General features: G+C 36.9%; 5 protein-coding genes and 1 pseudogene. 1 reads left to right on the top strand and 5 read right to left on the bottom strand.

From position 1 onward, the window contains the following. The first annotated feature begins 94 nt into the window (after positions 1-94). A complete protein-coding gene (locus ACZQCL_RS05270; RefSeq protein ID WP_181979373.1) occupies positions 95-523 on the top strand; it encodes a PaaI family thioesterase in 429 nt (142 codons plus the stop codon). Between the two features lie 12 nt (positions 524-535). Here the strand turns inward: ACZQCL_RS05270 and dnaJ are convergent, their stop codons facing one another. From dnaJ to ACZQCL_RS05245, 5 genes and pseudogenes are all read right to left on the bottom strand, one after another. Beyond that, entirely contained in the window at positions 536-1648 is a 1113-nt protein-coding gene (gene dnaJ, locus ACZQCL_RS05265) for a molecular chaperone DnaJ (protein WP_278462535.1), read from the bottom strand. A 67-nt stretch (positions 1649-1715) separates the two neighbouring features. Continuing rightward, positions 1716-3521 carry a molecular chaperone DnaK gene (dnaK, locus tag ACZQCL_RS05260; RefSeq protein ID WP_217799289.1) on the bottom strand — a complete coding sequence of 602 codons (1806 nt, stop codon included), beginning with the start codon at positions 3519-3521 and terminating at the stop codon, positions 1716-1718. A 13-nt stretch (positions 3522-3534) separates the two neighbouring features. Continuing rightward, positions 3535-4086 carry a nucleotide exchange factor GrpE gene (gene grpE / locus ACZQCL_RS05255; protein ID WP_482482062.1) on the bottom strand — a complete coding sequence of 184 codons (552 nt, stop codon included), beginning with the start codon at positions 4084-4086 and terminating at the stop codon, positions 3535-3537. Beyond that, on the bottom strand, positions 4067-5119 hold the full coding sequence (gene hrcA / locus ACZQCL_RS05250; RefSeq protein ID WP_003866149.1) for a heat-inducible transcriptional repressor HrcA: 1053 nt from the start codon (positions 5117-5119) through the stop codon (positions 4067-4069). Before hrcA ends, grpE begins: the two co-directional genes overlap by 20 nt. Before the next feature lie 316 nt (positions 5120-5435). Then, positions 5436-5842 (bottom strand): annotated as a pseudogene (locus ACZQCL_RS05245) (RpnC/YadD family protein); the annotation flags it as partial.

Raw genomic sequence — 5842 nt, 5'->3', positions numbered from 1 at the left:
GTGGGGAGCCGTATGCGGGAAAACTGCACGTACGGTTCTTAGAGGAGTTTATCTCCAACTGTTTAAAAGATTATAGAAGGAGGTAAATTTACTTATGGAAGAAAATATGCACGCGTTAATGGAACGTTTAAATAGTTCGAGTCAATTTCTTCAAAGCAATGACATGCGTGTTACAGAAGTACGACATGGTTTTGCGAAAGTAGAAATGATTATTGATGAACAAATTCTAAATATACATGGCTTTGTCCATGGTGGAGCCCTATTCTCTTTGGCAGATACAGTCGCTGGAGCAGCAAGCTTTGCGACAGGAAGAGATAGCGTTACACTTACAGGTACAATCAATTATATTAAGCCTGGTCGTGGTGGCAAATTGATTGGGATTGCACAAGAAATTTCAAGTGGAAGAACAACCGGAGTTTATGAAGTATTTATCTTTAATGATGAAAATGTACTTCTTTCAAGAGCTACATTCACAATGTTTTTCTTAGATTCGGACAAGATGAAAAAAAAGAAAGAGCAATAATGCTCTTTTCATTTACTTAAACGCTCTTTTGAATCTTTCAAAAGGAGATTCAGCTTGACCAGATTTTAATTCTTCGTATAACTCTCTTTCTCTTCGAGATACTTTACGTGGAATTTCAACCTGAACTTCTACAAATTCATCCCCTTCTCCTGAACGCGATTTTACACCTTTTCCTTTTAGACGGAATTTAGTGTTTGGTTGTGTTCCTTCAGGAATTTTCAATTCAACATCACCATACACGGTTGGAACTTGAATTGTACAACCAATCGTTGCATCAATTGAACTAATTGGAACTTTAATGAAGATATTATTGTCTTCGCGTTTGAAAGTTGGATGTGGTGTAACCATAATTTCGATATATAAATCTCCATTAGGTCCTCCGTTTGATCCTCTTTCGCCTTTTTGTGGAATACGAATCTGTTGACCAGATTGAATTCCTGCTGGAATTTTAATATCCAATTTTACACGACGATGCTCATATCCTTTGCCATGACAATGTGAGCATGCATGTGTAACCTTTTTACCTGTACCATGACAATCCGGACATACACTTTGTTGCTGAATCACACCAAAAGGTGTTCTTTGTTGAGACATAACATATCCAGAACCATGGCATGTAGGACATGTCTGCACATCACTTGGGCTTTCAGCTCCAGATCCATTACAGTGTTTACATGTTTCATCGACATCCAATGAAATCGTTTCTGTTTTGCCAAAAATTGAATCCATGAAATCAATGCGCATCTGCATGTAACGGTCTTGTCCTTGTCGAGGTTGATTGCTTGAACGGCGAGATCCTCCACCGCCAAATCCTCCACCAAAGAACGAACCGAAGATGTCTCCTAAATCTCCAAAGTCTGTGAATCCACCAGAGAATCCACCACCTTGTCCAAAGGCTCCATCCATGCCCGCATGACCAAATTGATCATAGGTAGCACGCTTTTTCTCATCACTTAATACTTCATAAGCTTCATTGATTTCCTTGAACTTATCTTCAGCTCCAGGTTCATGATTTCGATCGGGGTGATATTTCATGGCCAATTTTCGATAGGCCTTTTTAATTTCATCTGGTGTCGCACTTTTACTGACACCAAGCACTTCATAATAGTCACGTTTTTCTGCCATGTGAATCCCTCCATACGATACGAAGAAGTTCTAGCGTGGCTAGAACTTCAAATGTTGCTTATTTATTTTACTTCTCAGTGAATTCACCGTCAACTACATCATCACCTGAATGAGTTTGTGTTGATTGTGAAGCTGCATCACCATTTGGTTGGTTATACATTGCTTGTCCTGCTTGCATTGCAGCCTTTTCAAGCATGTCTAACTTAGATTTTACTTCTTCCATGTTATTTTCATCTAAAGATTTTTGTAGATCATCACGCAATTTCTTAGTTTCTTCAGCTTGTTTTGGATCAATCTTATCTTTATTGTCTTCTAACATTCCATCGATTTGTGCAATGAAACCTTCAGCTTTGTTACGTAAATCAATTTCCTCTTTACGTTTTTCATCTTCAGCCTTGTTATCTTCAGCTTCACGAACCATACGATCGATTTCTTCATCACTCAATCCACTAGAGTTTTGAATTGTGATGTGTTGTTCTTTACCAGTACCCTTATCTGTAGCACTTACATGTACAATACCGTTGGCATCAATATCAAACTTAACTTCGATTTGAGGAACACCACGACGAGCTGGTGCGATTCCATTTAATTGGAAGTTACCTAATTCTTTGTTGTCGTTAGCCATTGGACGTTCACCTTGTAATACACGGATATCTACAGCAGGTTGGTTATCAGCAGCTGTTGAGAAAATCTGTGATTTACTTGTTGGAATTGTAGTGTTACGAGGAATTAATACTGTCATAACTCCACCCATAGTTTCAATACCTAATGATAATGGTGTAACATCTAGTAATAATACGTCATTTACATCACCAGAAATAACTCCACCTTGGATTGCAGCACCCATAGCTACAGCTTCATCTGGGTTAACAGAGTGGTTAGGATCTTTTCCTAATGCTTTACGTACTGCTTCTTGAACAGCTGGAATACGAGTAGATCCACCAACTAATAATACTTCATCGATATCTGATTTAGACAATTTAGCATCTCTTAATGCGTTTTCAATTGGAATCAATGTACGTTCTACTAAATGTTTAGTCATATCATCAAATTTTGCACGTGTTAATGTTGTATCAAAGTGCAATGGACCAGCTGGACCTGCTGAAATAAATGGCAAACTGATTTGTGTCTGCATTACACCACTTAAATCTTTTTTCGCTTTTTCAGCAGCTTCTTTTAAACGTTGCATAGCCATTGGATCTTGTGACAAGTCAATTGCGTTATCTTTCTTGAATGTATCAACCATCCAGTTTACTAATACGTTATCAAAGTCATCTCCACCTAAGTGAGTGTCTCCGTTTGTTGACAATACTTCGAATGTTCCATCTGCTAAATCAAGGATACTAACATCAAAAGTACCTCCACCTAAGTCATAGATCAATACTTTTTCTTCTTTATCTGTTTTATCAATACCATAAGCCAATGCTGCAGCTGTTGGTTCGTTGATAATACGTTCTACTTCTAATCCAGCAATTTTACCAGCATCTTTAGTTGCTTGACGTTGTGCATCGTTGAAGTATGCAGGAACTGTGATAACAGCCTTTGTTACTTTTTCTCCTAAGTAGTCTTCTGCATATGATTTCAAGTATTGAAGGATCATTGCACTAATTTCTTGTGGTGTATATGATTTTCCTTCTGCTTCTACTTTTTCATTCGTTCCCATCAAACGCTTAATTGAACTAATTGTATTTTTGTTTGTGACTGCCTGACGTTTTGCCGCATCACCAATAATACGTTCTCCATCTTTGAACGCAACAACACTTGGTGTTGTACGATTTCCTTCTGGGTTAGGAATTACTTTACAATCTTTACCTTCCATAACCGCAACACAGCTATTTGTTGTACCTAAGTCAATACCAATAATTTTACTCATGATAATTACCTCCCTATTCGCTTACTTTTACTAATGCAGGTCGTAAAATACGATCCTTCAACATATATCCTTTTTGTAATACTTCAATAACCATTCCACTTTCAACGCCTTCTTTTTTCTCTTGCATTAAAGCCTGCATTGTATTGTGATCAAATGGTTTATCGGCTACATCTATTTCCTGTACGCCTTCTTTTTCCAGCACACCTTTCAATTGTTTATGAATCATCTCAAAGCCTTTGACATAATTCTTAATCACTTCATCATCGGTTTGTACTTTCAAAGCCATTTCCATTGAATCAAGAATTGGCAAGATTTCCGTTGCTGGCTGTTGGAAGCGATATTTTCGAGCTGTATCTGCATCTTTCTGTAGACGTTTTTTCATGTTTTCTGTATCTGCATAAGCACGTGCTACATCATTTTTTGCCTTGTCAAGTTCTGCCTTCAAACCTTCAATGATTTCGTCTGAATCAGGTTCTTTCTTTTCTTCAACTACATCTTCAGCTGTTTCTTCAGCTACTTCTTCAACAACTTCTTCTTTTACTTCTTTATTTTCTTCTTTGCTCATCGTTGGCACCTCCTTTATTTTTGTCTGTCCCAAAGACGTCTTCGATGACATTTGACATATAATCCATCAAGGCTACGACCTTGGAATACTGCATTCGATTTGGACCAACAACCATTAATTGTCCTTCCTCATCGCTGTTATAATGGAATTTTGTTGTTAATACCGAACAATCTCCAATTTGTAACAACTCGTTTCTTTCACCAATTTGGATTGCTACATTTCCCTCTTGATCCGTCCATTGGTGGAATAAATTTCCATTTTCCAATATACGCATCATTTGTTTCAACTTGTTAATGTCACTAAATTCTGGCTGATACAACATATTGCTTCGTCCAGAAACCGCAACTTTTTCAGTCGCAAATCGCATAAAGGCTGAAACGAACGCTTCAAACAAAACTTCATGTCGAACAAGTTTTGCCGCCATCATCGGTTCAATTTCTTTCATTTTATCAACAACATTTTCAATTGGCGTTCCCACTAATTGGTCATTTAATAAATCTGTACAATTTTGAATATCCTGCATAGATACATCTGTACCAAATTGGAACACTTTATTTTCTGTATGTCCTTGATCTGTGACAATGATCGCAACAGCACTTTGATTGTTGATTGGAATCAACTGTACATGTTGTAAAGTCTGATGCCTGCTATCAGGTCCTAGAACAACACTCGTTAAATTTGTCATATGTGACAAAATGTCACAGCTTTTTTGAACAACTTCTTCTAACGAATAATGTCTTTCACTAAAGACTTGCTGTAAAGCATTCTTTGTAGAAACATCCAAATCTGCTTCCATAAGATGTTCAACATAGTACCTGTAGCCTTTTTGACTCGGAATTCGACCACTTGAAGTATGTGTCTTCTCTAACAATCCTAACTTCTCAAGTGTCGCCATCTCATTACGGATGGTTGCAGATGAAACTGGGAAATCCAGAAGTTCCATCAAAGTCTTCGAACCAACCGGTTCTGCACAACGTGTGAACTCTTCAACTATTGTTTTAAAGATTATCTTTTGACGTTGTGTGATTTCCATTGTGAAGACCTCCTTCTAGCACTCATTTTCCTTGTCTGCTATTAGTATATCACAATTTTTAGCACCGTCAACAATTGAGTGCTAAATTTCAACCAAAAATTAAGGATACGAATATTCGTACCTCTATCACTAAACATGAATAAAAATATTTTTTTAATCAATTCTTCACTCACTGAGAAAATTGACGCGATAGCTTTAACACTGAAACCTTTATCTAACATGGTTTGATATACTTCAAATTGATTTAGTGCAATGCCTTTGTTGAACATTTTCTCAACATTTTGTAAAAAATGGATGTGACCGCACATCCATTCCATCAAATACTCTTTTTTAATTCTCTTAATGCATCTAAGTCTAATCCAACAATCTCAGAGATTTCTTCAAGCGTTTGATTATTTCTTACAAGCATTTTAATCGCTATTTTGATTTGTGTATTTTTTACACCACGCTCAACACCTTGTTCAATGCCTTGTTCAATCCCTTGCTTGATACCCATCTGGATTCCTTTGTTTGTTGATTCTTCAAACATTTCATCTAATGCTCTACACACTTTTACATCACCCTTTTCACTTTTCTGGTAGATATTCAATAACTCTTTGTTCTTTGTCACTACATACGCAAAATACAATGCATCACGATTAAACTCTCGATCTAGATCTTCTTTTAAAATCTGTTTTCTATAAATCATACGCAATAGATCAAAAAAGTCCTGTGTTGCTTTTT

The sequence above is a fragment of the Holdemanella sp. genome, from assembly GCF_056804935.1.
This window is presented reverse-complemented; position numbering and strand designations above follow the sequence as displayed.

What these genes read in the sequence shown, in the direction of transcription:
- hrcA (WP_003866149.1), bottom strand. Translation starts at nt 5,119, where the DNA reads ATGGAAATCACACAACGTCAAAAGATAATCTTTAAAACAATAGTTGAA.
- grpE (WP_482482062.1), bottom strand. Translation starts at nt 4,086, where the DNA reads ATGAGCAAAGAAGAAAATAAAGAAGTAAAAGAAGAAGTTGTTGAAGAA.
- ACZQCL_RS05270 (WP_181979373.1), top strand. Translation starts at nt 95, where the DNA reads ATGGAAGAAAATATGCACGCGTTAATGGAACGTTTAAATAGTTCGAGT.
- dnaK (WP_217799289.1), bottom strand. Translation starts at nt 3,521, where the DNA reads ATGAGTAAAATTATTGGTATTGACTTAGGTACAACAAATAGCTGTGTT.
- dnaJ (WP_278462535.1), bottom strand. Translation starts at nt 1,648, where the DNA reads ATGGCAGAAAAACGTGACTATTATGAAGTGCTTGGTGTCAGTAAAAGT.